The sequence below is a fragment of the Njordella aestuarii genome (assembly GCF_056494165.1).
In genome coordinates, this window is the sequence record NZ_CM151397.1 from 4549854 (window position 1) to 4565796 (window position 15943).

Sequence of the window (15943 nt, forward strand, 5' to 3'; positions counted from 1 at the left end):
TTTCTAAACTAGGGGTTGCCGGGTGTTAAGTATTTTGATCACACCGCCAACTTAATTGGGGCTACTCCCCACGGGCGATGCCAGACTCGCGTTAAGACTATTAGTTATGCGAGTCAGCAAACCAACCAAAGTTTGAGCGCCTTCAGGTTGGATCGCCTCGATCATCTGCGTACGAACCGCTTCTCCAGCAGCCCACAACTTTTGAAACTTGCGTTTGCCAGCAACAGTTAGCGATACAGTTCTGGCGCGTGAATCATTCGGATGCATTTCACGCTGAACCAGCCCCTGCTTTTCGAGCAACACCAACATCGCTCGCACCGTGCTGGGATCAGAAGGCATTGGCCGCGCAAGCTCACGCTGCGTGACGGCATTGCCTCGCGACAACGTCGCCATGAGAACGAACTGGTCGGCGGTTACACCGAACTGCGCGAACTGAACTTCTGATCGGCGATGCATTGCCAAATAAGCGGCTCGGATCGCAATCGGAAGTTCGCTGTTTTCTCTCATTCCGACCCTGTAAATTGCGAAACAACGTACGTACACGCACGGATTTGCAGCATATAACAAGCAACTCCAGAATGCAACCGGCCCGTCCGTTTTACGGCAATTACGCGAAAGAATCTACCCTTGCGGGATTAACCGCTCTTTTAAGTCGAGCGTTATCTTAGCACGGCAACCTCCAGCGGACGGCCACCACCGCCACGCCAAAACTTGGTGCACCGCTTCCGCCAAATCCGCACCACTTCGAAAACCAACTGCCCGTGTCATGTAGTTCGCGATTGACTATAAGGTAATACATTCAATCAGCTTTCCCTTGCTTCGAAGGACCGCCACTTTGTCAAAAATCTTAGTTCTATTCCATTCGAATTCTGGGAACACTCGCCAGATGGCCGAACTCGTCGCATCCGGCGCCGAGCAGCTTGAAGGTACTGAAGTTCGACTCAAGGATATCTCGACTGCAGATCACACCGATCTTCAGTGGTGCGATGGCCTCGCGCTTGGCTCGCCAACGAACTACGGAAGCGTCAGCTGGCAGATGAAACAATGGTGGGACCAACAGCCAATCGAGAATTGGGGGAAACGCGATGGCAAAATTGGCTGTGTGTTCACTTCCGCTGGGGCTTGGGGTGGCGGCCAAGAATGGACGTGCATGACGTTGATGTCGATCCTTATCAATTACGGCTTCCTTGTATTCGGTCTGACTGATTACACAGGAATCAAATTCTCGGCCCATTACGGCGCAATTTCCGCGGGCGCTCCAGCAGACGAACGCTCCCAAGAAGCCTGCAAACGCCTTGGTTTGAGACTAGCTGAATGGTGTTCAAGCATGATCGACGGTCGAACCGAATCCCATCCACTCAACCAGACCTACGAACGATTCCGTGACCTGGGCAAGTAAGAGCCGACGGCACGAACATAACGCAGCCCTAGCCGGCATTTGGCGCCGTTGCCAGTTCGGGTATTCGCAAGATATAACTTAGCGACTTTGCTTCCACTCACATCGAACCCTATGCGAACTTGAATGTCTGTCTTCCAAGGCTGTATCCCCGCGCTCATGACACCGTGCGACTCTCACGGCCGTCCAAACTTTGATTTGCTCGTTTCTAAAGCACAAGAATTAATTCAGCACGGTATGTCCGCCGTGGTTTATTGTGGCTCAATGGGCGATTGGCCGCTTCTGACTGACGCGCAGCGACAAGAAGGCGTGCACCAACTCACGAAGGCAGGCGTACCAGTGATTGTGGGTACAGGAGCCCAGAATACAAACTTAGCAGCTCAACATGCCGCCCACGCCCGTAAAGTAGATGCGGTAGGTCTCATGGTCATCCCGCGCGTCCTGTCGCGCGGCACAGCCGTGGCAGCCCAGCGGAATCATTTCGCCGATGTGCTTGCGGCAGCCAATGGCCTGCCAGCGGTGATTTACAACAGTCCTTACTATGGCTTTGAAACAAAGGCCGATCTTTTTTTTGACTTGCACCGCGAGCATCCAAACCTCATTGGCTTCAAAGAGTTCGGAGGCGCCGACTCGCTGACGTATGCTGCTGAACATATTACCAGCGGACATCCAGAACTAACGTTGATGGTCGGCGTCGACACCCAAGTGTTTCACGGCGTAGTCCGCTGTGGAGCAGTGGGCGCAATCACCGGGGTCGGAAATGCTTTACCCAAGCAAGTGTTAAGACTCTTGCAACTTTGCAAGGAGGCCGCCTCCGGTAATTCAGAAGCTCAGAGACTCGCACTTGAGCTAAGCGAATCACTCAAAGTCCTCTCCACCTTCGATGAAGGCCCCGATCTAGTGCTCTATTACAAGCGACTCATGGTGCTTGAGGGCAACCCAGAATACCAACATCATTTCAACAAAACCGATACCCTCAGCCAATCACAACAGGCCTATATTGACCAGCAGTGGCAACAATTTCACAGCTGGTGGGCCAATTGGAATGGCAACGCAACATGAGTGGGACTGAAAACTCGCAGCGGATCGGCTTTATTGACTCTCATACAGAAGGCGAGCCGACGCGAGTCCTGCTCAGTGGTATTCCCGCGTTAGGCGACGGCTCCGTTGCCGAGCAACTAGAAAGGTTGAAACAACAAGACTGGTTTCGCAAGAGCGTCATCCTAGAACCGCGCGGATGGGACGCGATTGTCGGAGCGGTTCTCTGCACTCCACAGGACTCCAGTTGCGCTAGCGGCGTTATTTTCATCAATAACACTGGCTACCTTGGGATGTGCGGGCACGGCGCGATCGGTGTGGCAGCCACACTTTACCATCTTGGAAGAGTCGGCTTAGGCAAGCATCAACTAGAAACGCCCGTCGGCACCGTCTCCGTTGACCTGCAGTCCGCCAGCCGCGTCGCAATCGAAAATGTCCCCAGCTATCGTTTGCACAGTCAAATTGAAGTCAACGTCGAAGGACTTGGCCGTTTAGTCGGCGATGTCGCATGGGGCGGAAACTGGTTCTTCTTGGTTGAACACTCGCCTTATGAATTGCATTTGCGCAATCTGCCACTGCTCACCCAGGCCGCGGCCAAAGTCCGCCTTGCGCTCACATTGGCCGGAGTGACAGGAATCGATGGAGCAGAGATTGATCATATTGAGTTCTTCGGACCGCCCCAAACTTCGGACGCCCACAGTCGCAACTTTGTGTACTGTCCTGGCGGAGCATACGACCGGTCGCCGTGTGGTACAGGAACCAGCGCAAAAATTGCGTGCTTGGCTGCTGATGGCAAACTTCGACCAGGCGAAACATGGATCCAGGAAAGCATCATTGGCAGTCGGTTTGAAGCGACATTTTGTTTTGATAAGGCTGGAAATGTTATCCCAACAATTTCTGGCCGCGCTTTCATTTGTGCCGAAGGAACACTCCATCGGCCCCCTCAAGACCCGCTCCTCGACGGGATTTACGAAGCCTAAATTTTGATCATGGAACGTAAGTAGAGAATCTTACGTGTCGCATTCGTGAATGAGCGAGCTAGCATATGAGTTTGTCTTGAAAAACCATTCTGTGTTTCAAAACTGCAACTTCAATAATTGCATCTCTTGCTGTCGAATTTCCTCAACATTCTAAAACAGTCGAGGCTAGGCGAAGCCCCAGCCTCTTATGAATTTGGATACTCACAAACTGTTTTTTAACGTCCGGTCGCTTCGACTTTAAATATCACACCCGCGGTATTAAACTTAACCTGCACTCGGTCGCCGATTCGAAACAGCCGAAGAGACGCATGCAAATTGTTCCTTTCAATTTTTGCGTTCCCTGGAACCGTCACACTCACTACAGTTCCGTTGGTTCGTCGCACTGAAAGCACGCCAGTCGTTGAATTGATGGCAACTAGAGTGCCTTCAATTTTGCTTGCAGACTTACCTTTGGCAACTGCGTCACTTGCAGTCAAGGTGACGATGGATAGGAAGCCTAGCAACAGAGCTAGTCCAGAGAACAAAAAATTGCGTCGCTCGGAAAACATGTCTTGAAACCCTCTCAATTAGGATGAACTTGCAGAGCAAAACTTCGGAATTGAAGTACGATTGCCGCTTCGCAATGAGGAGCCTTTTTTTGCTATCCGAACCGCCAAAAAATCAAAAATTTTCCGATGGTCGCATTTCCTATCGTTCTGTGCCGCGACATACGAGTGCCGTTTTTCTATTCGAGAAAACCAAAAAATACAGTGTTAATGTTGGCGGATGGCGGACATGAAACCAGCTAAAGAATTAGAAATCAGGTAATCACTTTGACGTCAGAAAATCCAAAAACAGATGATCCCCACTCGGATGCTGGCTTCTCGAGCAGTACTGCTCACAGTGATGGTACGTTACTCCAAAGATATCGCAAAGGAGACGAGGATGCGGCAACAGAGCTTTACACAAAGTATGCGGAACGCTTGCGAATACTTGCTCGCATTCAATCTTCTACAGACTTAAAAACTCGGATTGATAGTGATGATGTAGTACAGTCGATTTTCCGAACGTTCTTCCGGCGCGTCTCCAACGGTCAATATGATGTTCCGCAAGGCGAAGAGCTTTGGAAATTGCTGCTGGTCATTGCAATGAACAAAATTCGCTCACTCGCCGCTCATCACGGTGCGCTTAAGCGAAGCGTATCGAAAACGGTTTCTGCCACGGAAGAATTCCAAATTGGCGCCACCAGTCAGGTGTCTTCCGGTGGATCTGAGTTCCAGATCCTTCAACTTACCATTGACGAACTGCTCAGTAAACTTCCAGAGCCTTATCAAGAGATTATCCATTTAAGGATCGCATGCCACGAAGTCCAAGAGATAGCAACGATGACGAATAAATCCAAACGAACAGTTGAACGTATACTTCAAACATTCTGCAAGAAGCTTAATGAGCAGATATAACAATGGTTTACTCCTCTGAACTTGAGAATAACGATTTTCCAAAAGCATTAGCTCCGGTTCAGCTCAACTGGGAAGTGGAAAATTATGTCGCCAAACTGGAAATGGCCTGGAGTTCAGACCGCAATACGGATGTAGCCCTGTTTCTTCCTCCAAGCGATCATACACAATATTATGAAATCGCAGCTGAGCTACTTCGCGTAGACGCAGAATGTTCGATTGAGAATTCGAAAGTCCGTGCGATTGATTATTACGCCGGCAAGTTCCCAGAACTACTCAATAATGAATGGGTTCGCGAGCAACTGAATATTGAGCTTGATAGACTGCGCTCAGAGCTGGGACTAGTTAGCGAAAACCAGATTTACCCCGAGGTCGGGCAGATAATCGGCGGCTTTCGAATTGGTGCACTCTTGGGCACAGGCGCGTTTAGTAAAGTATTCTTGGCAAATGAAATTGAATTATCAGATCGCCTAGTCACGCTCAAATTTTCGACTCGATTCCACGGCGAAGCATCTGTCCTTGCAAAACTGCAACATAAAAATATCGTGCCAATTTACTCTTGGCATCAGTTCGGTGCACTTCATGCTGTTTGCATGCCATACTACGGTATGTGTACGCTTTCTACGCTAATTCGCCCTGCGGAAAATTTTGCAGAGCAAAAATTGCGTCAGACAATGATAACTACCATCGAAGGGCAACTCCCTTCAACATACGTTAGTCGGATCTTGGGTTCGAAGGGAGAAACATCCACTTCCGCTCCTCCCACTGATGAAAGGAAACAATATCAAGAATCATCCCAGAAACAAACCGACCTCGTCGCGTTTTCAGTACCACAATCATTGTCCGAACGGAGTGTTCTGTGGATAGGCCGGGAGCTTGCGGACGGGCTGACTCAAGCACATTCGCGTGGAATCCTACACCGCGATATAAAGCCTGCAAATATCCTAATTGCTGATGACGGTACGCCGATGTTATTGGATTTCAACCTTGCGTATCAGCGAGTTGAGTCGCCCCTTCAAGTAAATGGCGTAGGCGGCACTCCAAGTTACATGTCTCCAGAACATTTGCATGCACTTAATTGCTCAGAGAACCCAGTTGACGAGACATCGGATCTCTACTCGTTGGGCATAGTAATGCTCGAACTGCTGACAGGGAAAAATCCCTTTTCCACTTCGGGGGATCTAAATTCATCTCTCGGAATCCAAAAGATGTTAACACTCCGCAAAGAGTGGAGCACATCGCACGTCATCTGGCCACGCGGTATATCACCTGCACTGAAGGACATAGTTTCAAAACTTTTGCAGTATGAGCCCAATCAGCGTTACCGCCATGCCAAACAGCTCAGTGAAGACCTCGACTGTCAACTTAAAAATTTACCTCTGATCAACAATCATAATCGTTCAACCCTGGAGAGAATTTCTAAGTGGTCGAGAAGACACCCCCGAGCCTGCTCGGGAGGAGTGGTTGGCACGGTGCTAGGCTGCGCAATTATGATGGCAATTGCATGGTTGCTAGTTTTTAAAGCGAAGTACGAGAATGTTAAGGCTGAACAATGGTTTAATAAATTAGTGGCCTCCCAACACGAAGCTCAAGCTCTTGCGTCAACAGACACTTTACCTCCGTCTGAAGCGGAGAGAATGTTGCGTAGATTTGACACGAATGGCTTAACTTCGAAAAACGCACCTGACTACTTCGATCATCTTTCCACCAGAAAGTCCGAACTTTCAAAGCAATTGTTAGGTCAAATACTGTACTATCAGGCTCGCGGCAAATACAGCTTGGCAGTGCGAGAATCAGACACTGGCCTGCGACTCGCTTTCATGCAAGACGCAATGAACGACGCTCAATCTGCCACACGATATCTGACTCTCGGACGTGAGGCTAATCAGTCTCTAATAGATGTGATCCGCCAATCGCTATCACAGAATCCAGAAGTACCGCGATCGTCCTCTCTTAATCCTTTGGAACCACATGAATTAATTGCGCAGACCAAAACTATGATTGGTTCGGACGCTGGAAATCCTTGGCGATGGTGGAACGACGGCAGTCAACATTTGAAGAACCGTGATTTCGAGAGTGCCTTATCCTCGGCTCAAGTCGTTTGCAAGGTTTCACCAAGTTTCCCATATGGACATTATTTGCTAGGTTTGACTTACCTTGAAATGGAGGATTTTGCCAAAGCAGAAGAGGCTTTTCATGAAGCCTTGGCAGGTAAAATTGACATTCCAGAAGCTTATATGAATCTTGCAATTGCACGTTTGGCTCTGGGAAGAGCAGATCAAGCACTTGAAGACCTAAACAATATTAAAGCACACGAGATTCAGCTTCCGCGAATTTTTTTCCTTCGCGAGCAAGCTTTGCGTATGCTCGGTGATCTAAATGGCGCTGAACTAGAGCGGCAAGAAGGAATCAATCAACATCCATCCGATGCCGTTGGCTGGGCGACCCGAGCAGATGCAAAACTTCGGTCTGATCCGCCCGATTTTACCGGAGCCGAGGCTGACCTGAGTATGGCATGTGACCTCGCTCCAAATCTCATTTTTGTATTTGAAAACCTCGCCTATCTTCAAGCGGAACTTATGGATGCCCCCAATTCCGCAATATTGACGCTTACAAATGGCATACGTTCTAACCCACGTAGTGCCCGGCTTATTGTTGCCCGAGGTGTACTCTATGCAAGGCAAGGCAAAAATAAAGACGCTCGTTCCGATATTTATAGTGCGCTAGACATCGATCGCAACCCTATGCTCTGTTACCAAGCTGCAAGTGGTATACTACTGATCGCTGAAAGCGATACGGACAAGGAAATGGGACTCTCTCTGCTTGCAGAGGCGTTGCGACAAAATCCGGGATTGCATTCGCTTATGATAAGCGACGATGACCTCAAGTCTATACACGAAGACTCTCGTTTTAAGCAAATCATGAATGCTGTCGAACTTCTTTACAATCAATAATGGCACAGACTCAATGAACCCATCAAAACGTATTCGCAAGTCAAAAATCCTCAATGGTTTTGAGAAACTTGAAGAACGGTGGACACCTGCGCATTTTGGTATTCCTTGGGCAGACCCAACTCATTTGACACTTAGTTTCGCGCCGGATGGAACGCTTTTGCCATCTCAAGCGAGCAACCTTCAAGCTAGCCTGGACTCACAGATGGCAAGAAGTGTGTGGCAAAAGGCGATCGTGGATGCCTTCCAAACATGGTCAACAGTTGCAAACATAAATATCGGGGTTGTTGCTGACGGAGGTCAACCTATCGGTGTAAACGGGCTGGCACAGAAAGACAATCGATTTGGGGATATTCGTATCGCTGGAATTCCGATGGACGATGATGCATTCGCAGTCGCCATACCCTCATCGTCAAGCATCACCGGGACATTTGCTGGTGATATATTTATTAACACTCGTAAACAGTTTTCACCGGAATCACTTTTCTCAGTTGTATTGCATGAAGCAGGTCATTCGCTGGGGCTACCTCACAGCACAGATGCATCGTCCGTAATGTTCCCAATCGTACGCGTAGCTCCACAATTGAGCGAAGGCGATCTCGCCGCTATCCGCGCGCTTTACGGACCTAAGGCTCAGGATGAACACGAGCTTCGACGCGGTAATCAAACTATCAATAATGCGACTCGTTTACGTTATTCTCAGCAGTCAGGCAACTTCGATGGCTCTACTCCCGTCGTCGAATATGGAGAAATTTCTAATCCAAGCGATGTCGACTATTACTTCCTTCCTGCATTGGATAATTACACAGGTAGTATAACTTTTCGAGTCCAGTCGTCGAGAATTAGTCAACTCCAGGCAAAAGTAACGCTCTACAATGATGCCATGCAAATCGTGGCAGTCCGAACTATGGCAGCCAACTCTCCTGGTACTGCAATACTTCGGATCCGAAACTCATCGCCTGACGAACGCTATTACTTGAGAGTGGAATCGGAAGGTCAAACTCCACTCAATATAGGGCGATACGGAATCGCCGTAACTTTTGATGGGCTCTTGAAGCCAGTTGCAATACCAGTTCAACGCGTACTCGAGGGCAACTATGAATCACTTTCACCCGAGAAGATTGATGAGCTCTTCAAAAATCCAATTTCAAACATTTTCGAGAACGATTTACACGTTAACGATACCTTTGCGGGAGCTGTGAATTTACGACCAAATTCTACGAACTTGTCTGAACGTCACTTGAGAGTTGTGGCTAGTCTTTCCGATGCAACGGACGTAGATACTTACCGTTTGCTCGCTCCAGCTGCCAGCATACCTGGAACTCCTTGGACGCTTAGCGTTTCGGTCCAAGGCACCGGAATCAACAAGGTGCTGCCGCAAATCAGACTTTTTGATGCGCAGCGGCAGCTCGTTCCTACCGAAATCATAGTTAATAGTGGGCAACAGATTATCGTACAAAAAGTGGGGATTTTGCCGTCCGAAAGATTTTACATTCAAGTGTCCGCTCCAAACCTCACCGGCAATTATTACCTCAACGCAAACTTTCAGACCATCCCTTACGAAATAAATGAGTTCGTCCAGGGCGAGTTGAGTTCTGCTAACCGTTTTGCTGTTGATTTTTCACTATATGTTGCGAGATCTCAGCTGTTTAATTTTTGGCTAGAGGCAACGAATTCAACACAACCGGTTCGATTAATTATTCGCGACTTACAGGGACGCGTCGTCTATAGATTAAACTCAACTCCTGGCAAACCTGTCACGGGCATTAGCAAACTACTCTTGCCTGGCGAGTATCGAGTTACGTTTGTAAGTTCGGCAGCTGGGCAATTCCGACTTCGCGGAAGTGTTTTAACTGATCCAGTAGGACCGGTTTATGGTTCTCCAGTGTACACTCCTCAATATCAGCCCAATCCGACGCAACCTGTTTATGTTTTCCCCTACAATCCTACAACGCCGACGACTACTCCTTATGGATTCAAGCAAAAGACACGGTAGGAATTGTTGGAGCCGCATAATTGTAACTTGTTAATTACCTACTTTTTTATGAAACACCAAGTTAGTTCGATTTCATCTGCGCTCTGCAACTTAAATTTAAGCTGTTTTTAGGAGGAAGATTTGAACTCGCTAGCAAGTCGCTGAACAACAGCATAAAGGTCTGCTAGGCGAAAAGGTTTGGCGAGCAATTCTTTAACGCCACAAGCCGATGCGCCAGCCGTTAGTTCAGCGTCGATGTAACCTGAGGTTATGACGACCGGCACGTCATCGCGGATTTTACGGATCTCGCGCGCAACATCCAGCCCCTGCATACCGGGCATATTGTAGTCCGTAATAACCAGGTCAAAATCGGCTGGATCTCCAGCAAACGCCTCAAGAGCATCCTGATGACAGCTAAAACAGGTAATTCGGTATCCGCGATGTTCCAGCAACTGCTTCGCGACGCTTAATACCGCTTTGTCGTCATCCAAAAAGAGTACGTGCAGCGACGTAGTTGGATTCACTTCCGCTTCAATCGTCTGCGTCAGTTGCTCAACTACCTTTTCAACTTCCAAATCTGCGGTCGCTGGTAGATAGACTGTAAATGTAGAACCGCAACCAATCTCGCTGTCGACCACGACTAAGCCGCCGTGACTTTGTATGATTCCATGAACAACGGCGAGCCCCAAACCTGTTCCTCGATCAACAGTTTTGGTGGTAAAGAAAGGATCGAAAATCCGGTTTTTTGTTTCAGGACACATACCCGGTCCATCATCGTTTACAGTTAGCCGGACGACACTGCCAGAGAAATGCGATCGCAAGCGATTTAGATCGATAACGGAGTCATCAGATAATTTGTTAATGTCGATCGAGTCAAGTTGAATGCTTATAAGTCCCGGCTGTCCGTTCATCGCTTGCATAGCATTAGTGACGAGATTCAAGACCACTTGAGAGATCTGGGTAGCGTCGGCAAGCACTTTTGGAGCATCAACCGCGCACTGTACTTCAAGCTTCAGCCGCGCTGGCAAGGTAGCTGACAACAACCGAGCTGCTTCATTGATTACAGGCGCAAGCGAAATCGGCTGCCGATTTGTCTGCTGTTGTCTACTAAAGGAGAGGATTTGCTGAATCAAATCTCGGGCGCGATCACCAGCTCGCCTAATATTTTCAAGACACTCCTTAACTGTGGAGCTATCCTGCTCAAGCTCCAAACTTGCTATCTCCACATTTCCGAGAATCGCAGCCAAAATGTTGTTAAAGTCGTGCGCAATTCCGCCAGCTAAAGTTCCAATCGCTTCCATTTTCTGCGACTCACGCAGTTGAGCCTCCAAGGATGCAGTAGTCGCTTCAATTCGCTTCTGCTCACTGATATCTTGACAGGTTCCTTCGATACCGAGAAGCTGATCTTGACTATCGACCAGAGTATTCCCTCTCGCTCGAATCCATCGCAATGAGTCGTCGGGTAAAGCTAAACGATATTGATGATCAAAAGCCAGCCGATGTTCAATTGACGTATGCAATTGCTGAAGCACTCGCTGGCGATCTTCCACGTGAATCGACTTAACGTAGTTTTCAAACGTCGGTTCGAAAGTTTTCGGGTCGCGGTCATAGATCCGGTATAGCTGATCGGACCATGTCACTCGCTCGGTTTGTGCGTCCCAATGAAAATTGCCGATTTGAGAAATCGCTTGAGCCTCACGCAGGCGTTGCTCGTTGACTCGACGTTTCGCTTCTGCCGACTTTCGCTCGGTAACATCGGTAATAAATCCATACCAAATAGTTGCACCATCTGCTTCAGGCTCTGGAACGGAGTTGCCTGCCAACCATCGCAGTGAGCCATCATCGTATCGAATCTGAAACTCATGCTCCCAAGGCGTCAACTCGCGAGCAGACTTTTGTACTGATTTTTGAAAAGCATCTAAGTCGACTATTCTATTCAAGGGCCCCGAAACGTCTGGAATCTTGTCGGCCGAGACTTGAAATAAGTCCTTTAACCCATCGCTTGCATACGGGATACTCGCCGTTCCGTCTGCCCGTACCCGATACTGATAGACACTCCCTGGCAAGCGACTTGCAATCTTCTGAAGCCGATTAAGGGCGTCTTCACGGGCAGATTCAGCCTGCTTGCGATCGGTAATATCGAGATGGCAGCCCATCATTCGTACCGGAGATCCTTTTGAATCACGAAGCACATCGGCTCTCGCAAAGATCCAACGCCACGTTCCGTCTGCGTGCCTCAGGCGAAACTCAATATCATATTTTGGGACTCTTGATTCAAAAAAATCATCTAAAGTTGCCAGCACGCAAGGCAGATCATCTGGATGCAGTCGATTTTTCCATTCACTAAATTCATTTGGTAGCTCATCGTCGGCATAGCCGAGTTGGGCTTTCCACTCCGGTGAAAAGTAAACTTCATTCGTGATCAAATCCCAATCCCAAAGCCCTAATTTAGCTGCCTCAATTAGCAGACGAGTTCGAGTCTGATTCTCTCTTAAACGATCCTCAGAGAAACGGCGTTGCGTAATATCAGTAATGGTTCCAACCATTCGCACTGGCCGCCCCGCAGCGTCTCGTTCAACAACTTCGCCGCGGTCAAAAAACCATCGGTATTCCCCCGACTTGGTACGCAATCTTACTTCATCTTGCTTGATCGGAATTCGCCCCGACAGATGAGACTGTAGAACAACATTGATTCTTTCGACATCATCTGGATGAAGTACGGTGAAAAAGAAGTTGACGTTCTGCGGAACTTCGTCGGGTTCATACCCGAGCAATCGAGCCCATTGAGGACTAAAGAAAACGTGCCCGCTTTCAATATCCCAATCCCAAATGCCATCCCGAGTCGCTTCTATCGCATATTTAAAACGCTCATCGTGCCGCCTTAACGTATTTTCGAACTCCATTCGATTCGAGACGTCGCGTACCGTGATGAGAAAGCCAGATTCTGCCGCGGTCTCTTCCAGCCGAACGCCACTTAACGAAGCCCAAAATCGAGTCCCATCGAACTTGCGCATTCGCAACTCGCAGCCATCTTCTTGTTTTGCATCTTCGCACTTTATGCAGAACGTATCAAGAACGCTTGAGTCGGCAGGCTCAACAAAAGTTGCAATTAAAAGCGATTCAGTTTCCCTTGAGGTAATCTGCAACAACTCCTGAGCAGATTGGTTTATTCGAAAAATCCTTCCCTCACGATCAAGGCAAATTAGTGCTACTGGCGCGATTTCGAAGTAATTCAAAACATCGTTTGCCTCCGTTCCCACTTGCGATTCGTCACTAACCCTTGGAGTCGGCACCGTAGGTTCATAGTCGTGAGAGTTGCTGTGCATGTAATTCACTTCGCAAAAGACTTTTCGACCACAACTACGATTCTGGCAACCTACCTGGCATCGCTGGCTACTTGACCAAGCCGAGACCTACAGATGTCAGCACGAACATCCGGCTTGGCGCTATCACGCATGGCAGACAATTGAGCTCATCAAAACATTGGGTACGCTAGCCGTCATCATTTGGACGGCCTAAAGCCAATAAACGACCAAAGCCGATGCGGACCTACTGATGATCTGCTCTAAATCATATAAGGCCATACGGCCAACCGCAACTCTACTCAGCATTTTCGCCAGTTCAGTCCGAACAACAACTCCAACGAGCATACCGAGATATGGGTTGCGATGCAGTATTACTCATATTCGTTTAACAGACGTCGAAACCAGTGAGTCGTAGTTTACTTGCTCTCATAAAACTTAAGCCGTACGCCGCCTTGTCCCATTTCAGGATTGGAACTAAGGAATCGGCCAGCATTAAGCCATGCGTAGTCGCTATCTACCGGTGCTTCAAATGTCGGCACCAGTCCACCAAACGAGCCAGCGTTTCGAACGATGATTACAACGCCATCCTCCGTTTGCCAAAGATAACGCGCATCGATCTCTGCTGGCCTAGAAAGCTGCTGGTAGTCCGCCCCCCCTGGCAAAACCTTGCCATTAAGCTTGCCTTCCAAGGTACCGCCAGTGATGGGAATTGTGTTTCGAACCCCCTCTTTCGTGGGGCCAACCATCACACTTGGCGCTAGCGTCACCAATTCGCTTATGATTTGCTCGCCGCGGGCTTCGTTTGCATCGGCGCGTCGATAGTCCCACGTTTGCCTAGGCACAGATTCCGGCTTTTCAACCTGTAAACTATTCGCAGTCGTAAGCTCATGCTTGACCGACTCCGAACGATAGACACTCAGTAGCATTGTTTTGTTCTCCAAGTCTACTTCGCGCCGTCCTAAGTATGTGCCTTCGTGCAGCCATCCGTAGTCGCTGGCTGTCGGCGCTTCAAAATTGACGACGAGCCGAATATCGTTCTCATCAAGCCCAACACCTGCAGTTCGAACATAAATATTGCTGCCGTCGCTTGATCGAAGATTCATGATCTGCTCGATTTCCAGAACGCCATTTGTCAACTCAAGCTGAAAGTCGAGCGCTCCCGTGAGAACAGTCCCCTTGATCTTCGCACCATCAAAGTTGCCACTTTCAACCACATGTGCCCATCGATCACCGAACTGAGTTTGGCCGACATGATAGCTCGCCGAAAGCTGCATCGTCGCGCGAAAAATCAACTCACCGTCATCTGGATTTGGAATACCATTTGGCATCCCGCAATTCCATTCTGCATGCGGTACGAGCACCATCGAACGCCCTGTAGCCTGTGCGTCAATCACTTCTGAGTCTTGCGCTGCACCGACCGTCTGCAGATATATGACGACGAGTATCGCCGCGCACAAATTTTTGTTCACATACTCTGAAAACTTGTAGAACATTTTTAAGAACTCGATAAATACGATGAAAGTTTAATATTGATAAATCAAGTAACGCACTCGCTTTGATTCGAGGCCGCTTCCTGCTAGGCGGTCGCAGTTAGTTCCGCGAGTGAAGGCCGCGTATTAAGTTCCTCGATCGCAAACCCGGCAATCTTCTTATACCGATCAGCGACTTCCTGGAGCTCGGGGCGACTAATGACATCGTCCAACGATTGAAAGCCCTCTGGAGCTCGATCTTCGACAATTTGCATTACGGTTTCTGGTCCACCTTTACGATTTGCGTCCACAATCTTCGCAGTTGCTGGCCGACGAATCGAATCGTAGCGTTCTAGAGCTTGAGCCACGTCATCAGCATGAAGTCGCAGGCATCCCGTCAGCACTCGGGCATCCAAAATTGCCTGCGAAGCACCGTTGGAACCGATCGGATACATCGCATGCGCAGCATCACCTAACAAAGTTACTGCGCCGAAAGACCATTTGGGCAATGGATCTCGATCGACCATTGGATACTTCCAAACACCCGGCGCGCTGCGGATCATTTTTGGAGCGTCAAGCCAATCAAATTGAAAGGATTCAAATGCGGGCAGAAAATCCTCTAACGCACCCAACTGATTCCAGTCCTCACGCTCATCTAAGGCTGTCGAATCAAAGCAGCGTTCGGCGATAAAGTTTACTTGCTGAATACCCGTGACTTCATCAACAGCAGAAATAGGATAGCAAACGAACTTCGTCCGTTTGTGTCCAGCCATAATCATAGTCGCAGCATCCAGCACAGGGCGACAATGAGCGACACCTCGCCACATTACCGCTCCGTTCCAACAAGGTGCACCCTGATTTGGATAGAATTTTTTCCTGGCCATCGAATGAATGCCGTCGCAGGCGATCAAAGCGCGTCCGTCGACTTCACGTGAGCTTTGATCACTTGTACACAAAAATGTAGCTCGAACACCATCGCCAGGACTCTCAACAAAGTCGACCAATTTCATGCCCAGATGCAGACGCTCATGTCCAATGCGATCTATAACTGCATCCAGCAGAATTTGCTGCAAAGATCCGCGATGTAATGAAATTTGGGGCCAGCGATAGCCCGCTGCAATTCCGCGAGGTTCAGCCCAAATACGCTCGCCCCGTTTCGTGTAATAAGCCAACTCACGGCATGCTACGCCTGCGTTTTCAAGTTCCGCTCGCAGGCCGAGCTCGTCCAATTCGCGAACCGCATGTGGTAGTAAATTGATTCCAACTCCTAGGGGCAATATTTGCGGAACAGATTCAAAAACACGAACCGCAAACCCGGCATCATGAAGGCTCAGAGCCGTCGTAAGCCCACCGATCCCCGCTCCAGCAATCACAATCTCTTCGTTCAATTTGT

11 protein-coding genes are annotated in these 15943 nt (G+C 48.9%); 6 read left to right on the forward strand and 5 right to left on the reverse strand.

The features are described from left to right. Positions 1-51: 51 nt before the first annotated feature. Positions 52-507: a MarR family winged helix-turn-helix transcriptional regulator gene (locus SH451x_RS18030; RefSeq protein ID WP_479358400.1), complete on the reverse strand. Its 456-nt coding sequence runs from the start codon at positions 505-507 to the stop codon at positions 52-54. 328 nt (positions 508-835) lie between these two features. Between SH451x_RS18030 and SH451x_RS18035 the strand changes: the two genes are divergently transcribed. The 3 genes from SH451x_RS18035 (at position 836) to SH451x_RS18045 (ending at position 3414) form a co-directional block, all read left to right on the forward strand. Beyond that, positions 836-1399, forward strand: coding sequence for a flavodoxin family protein (locus SH451x_RS18035; protein ID WP_479358401.1), 564 nt, complete (start codon positions 836-838; stop codon positions 1397-1399). 123 nt (positions 1400-1522) lie between these two features. Further along, positions 1523-2458 (forward strand): dihydrodipicolinate synthase family protein, encoded by a 936-nt coding sequence (locus SH451x_RS18040; RefSeq protein WP_479358402.1) that lies wholly within the window; start codon positions 1523-1525, stop codon positions 2456-2458. Then, positions 2455-3414 carry a proline racemase family protein gene (locus SH451x_RS18045; protein ID WP_479358403.1) on the forward strand — a complete coding sequence of 320 codons (960 nt, stop codon included), beginning with the start codon at positions 2455-2457 and terminating at the stop codon, positions 3412-3414. The genes SH451x_RS18040 and SH451x_RS18045 overlap by 4 nt, the downstream gene beginning before the upstream one ends. A gap of 215 nt (positions 3415-3629) precedes the next feature. Here SH451x_RS18045 and SH451x_RS18050 read toward each other — a convergent pair whose 3' ends face one another. After that, positions 3630-3962: a hypothetical protein gene (locus tag SH451x_RS18050; protein WP_479358404.1), complete on the reverse strand. Its 333-nt coding sequence runs from the start codon at positions 3960-3962 to the stop codon at positions 3630-3632. A gap of 264 nt (positions 3963-4226) precedes the next feature. Here SH451x_RS18050 and SH451x_RS18055 point away from each other — a divergent pair, with 264 nt between their 5' ends. The 3 genes from SH451x_RS18055 to SH451x_RS18065 are packed head-to-tail and all read left to right on the forward strand — an operon-like array spanning position 4227 to position 9797. Beyond that, positions 4227-4853: an RNA polymerase sigma factor gene (locus SH451x_RS18055; RefSeq protein ID WP_479358405.1), complete on the forward strand. Its 627-nt coding sequence runs from the start codon at positions 4227-4229 to the stop codon at positions 4851-4853. Between the two features lie 2 nt (positions 4854-4855). Beyond that, complete coding sequence (locus tag SH451x_RS18060) at positions 4856-7804, forward strand: protein kinase domain-containing protein (protein ID WP_479358406.1); 2949 nt, start codon at positions 4856-4858, stop codon at positions 7802-7804. 13 nt (positions 7805-7817) lie between these two features. Then, entirely contained in the window at positions 7818-9797 is a 1980-nt protein-coding gene (locus tag SH451x_RS18065; RefSeq protein ID WP_479358407.1) for a matrixin family metalloprotease, read from the forward strand. 107 nt (positions 9798-9904) lie between these two features. On the opposite strand, the gene SH451x_RS18070 is transcribed toward SH451x_RS18065, so the two are convergent. The 3 genes from SH451x_RS18070 to SH451x_RS18080 all read right to left on the reverse strand — a co-directional run bounded on the left by SH451x_RS18070 (position 9905) and on the right by SH451x_RS18080 (position 15938). Next, positions 9905-13102 carry a PAS domain-containing hybrid sensor histidine kinase/response regulator gene (locus SH451x_RS18070; protein ID WP_479358408.1) on the reverse strand — a complete coding sequence of 1066 codons (3198 nt, stop codon included), beginning with the start codon at positions 13100-13102 and terminating at the stop codon, positions 9905-9907. 395 nt (positions 13103-13497) lie between these two features. Continuing rightward, positions 13498-14574 carry a DUF3237 domain-containing protein gene (locus SH451x_RS18075; RefSeq protein ID WP_479358409.1) on the reverse strand — a complete coding sequence of 359 codons (1077 nt, stop codon included), beginning with the start codon at positions 14572-14574 and terminating at the stop codon, positions 13498-13500. Between the two features lie 83 nt (positions 14575-14657). Continuing rightward, positions 14658-15938, reverse strand: a complete 1281-nt coding sequence (locus SH451x_RS18080; protein ID WP_479358410.1) for a flavin-dependent oxidoreductase — start codon at positions 15936-15938, stop codon at positions 14658-14660. Positions 15939-15943: the final 5 nt, after the last annotated feature.